The sequence below is a fragment of the Cyanobacteriota bacterium genome (assembly GCA_025054735.1).
In the GTDB taxonomy this organism is placed as follows: Bacteria; Cyanobacteriota; Cyanobacteriia; order SKYG9; family SKYG9; genus SKYG9.
Window position 1 is genome coordinate 1 of sequence record JANWZG010000564.1, and the last position, 1,938, is coordinate 1,938.

Annotated in this window: 2 protein-coding genes; both read right to left on the minus strand. The window is 48.4% G+C overall.

Features of this window, described 5'->3' with window-relative positions; genetic code table 11:
- Positions 1-315: response regulator (locus NZ772_18175; protein MCS6815483.1), on the minus strand; the 315-nt coding region annotated here is incomplete at its 3' end.
- A gap of 173 nt (positions 316-488) precedes the next feature.
- Positions 489-1,640 (minus strand): HEAT repeat domain-containing protein, encoded by a 1,152-nt coding sequence (locus NZ772_18180; GenBank protein ID MCS6815484.1) that lies wholly within the window; start codon positions 1,638-1,640, stop codon positions 489-491.
- Positions 1,641-1,938 lie beyond the last annotated feature (298 nt).

Sequence of the window (1,938 nt, forward strand, 5' to 3'; positions counted from 1 at the left end):
GTACTTATACACCTGCCCGGAGTTGATAGCTTCTACCAAGTCTTCAACATCCGTAAAGCCCGTCAAAATGATTCGCATCGTGTCAGGAAACTCTGGCACAGTCTTGCTCAAGAACTCAGTTCCCTTCATTTCGGGCATCCGTTGGTCAGAGATAATTACAGCTACTTCGCCTTCTTGCCGTAGAATCTCCAGAGCCATCATGCCGCTTTCAGCCCTAAGTACATTAAAGTCTCGTCGAAATGTGCGGTATAGCAAATCGAGGTTATCTGGTTCATCATCTACAACAAGCAGTTTGAGCTTTTTGGCTGAACTCATAGGTGACTGGAACAAGGGTTTCCAATCAACTGTAGCCTAAACTTCACTGACTCCAACAGAGGGATTACTAAATTTGTCTGATTTTTAATCTATATGCCTAGGGACTTATACTTAACGAGGGCGCGTACTCATGCACTAATCCTCTAAACTCTCTACGAATTGGCCGTAGACAGTTATGCATCGGCGGCAATGGTTTTAAGGGCAGCGATCGCGTGCAAGCGCACACTGGCATCGCTATCTTCGCTTAACTGTTGCAGTGCTGGGATGATGAGAGGATGATGTTCCCTGGCTTCTAAGTAGCCTAGACTCAAAGCAAGGGCTTGACGACAGCAGGGATCAAGGCTATCGACCACAGGTGGTTCTAGCAACGTCAAGAGTAAATTGGTAGCAGCAGGTACTAGATTTGAATGCTCTATTTGCCCAAGGCTGGTGATAATAGTCTGGGCAAGGCCTGGAGTACTGACAAAGTTATGTAGTGCTCGCTGCAAGTAGTCTAATGCTGTAGGGGTTGGTATCCAACTAAGGGCAAGGAAACTATAACGCTGGAGGTCGGGTGGGGTAGTGGTTGCTGTCAACAATTGATAGATGCTAGCACAGGCACGATCAGTACCCACTCGCCCCAGAGCTAGTACCGTTTGAGTACAAACCTCTAGGTTGATGTCCCAGAGATAGGGGTGCAACATGGTTGCCAGTTCATCTAGGGTATAAACTGCCTGGTTAAAGTCACCCTGGTGTATGCGAGCTGCCACTAGCCCTAGACCAAGAACAGCTTCACAGCGAACCTTAGCAGCGCTATCGCCAAGGGCGGCGGCAAGCACAGGTGGAATGCGGGGATCAGTGTGGTTACTGAGGGCAGCGATTGCAGTAGCGCGAACATCACTATCAGCATCGGTAACAACATCTAGCAGGGGATCAACCACGGCAGCATGTGGAATTAATGCTAGCGACTGTACAGCTAGTGCTCTTGTCTCAGATTGGTGGAGTTGGGGCACCAGCGATGCGATCGCCATATCCCCCATCGCGCCTAAGGCTTCGGCTGCAGAACCACTCACTTCGGGATCATCAGACTGCAACAATCCAATCAATGCATCAGCAGCAGCAGGATGGTGCAACTGCCCCAAAATCCGAGCGATAAACCAAGACAGTTCTGGGTCTTGCTCGTGAAGCAAATCTAACAATGGCTCGATTGCCGCAGTTCCCCAGCGTGGAATCACCTTAGCTACATCCCATCGATCGTGAAAGCTACCGTCTACCAATACAGCTAGGGCATCAGACAACTCAAGGCAGGTAGGCTCTAAGGGAGCAGTAGCAACTGGATCAACCATTTGGATCAACCATGTAGAGAATCAACCATGCAGATAGTTATAGACGAACCATGGACGCATCATTCCTGATAGGTGCTCTTAGTTTATCGGATGATGCATCGTGTTCAGCACTTGCATTACTGGTTTGCCATATCTTATCCCCTACGTCGGGTTGTGGAGTTACAGGTTAGGGCAATACAAGGGCTAGTCAAGAGCTTGTAGTTTACTACTTTTCCATACTATGGCTACGAATAACTTCTGGTAAGGACTGAAGTTCTTACTACGAACTATTGGCTACGAATAACTTCTGGTAAGGACT

Excerpts from the sequence above, each read along its gene's own strand:
- NZ772_18180 (MCS6815484.1), bottom strand. The coding sequence starts at position 1,640 with ATGGTTGATCCAGTTGCTACTGCTCCCTTAGAGCCTACCTGCCTTGAG.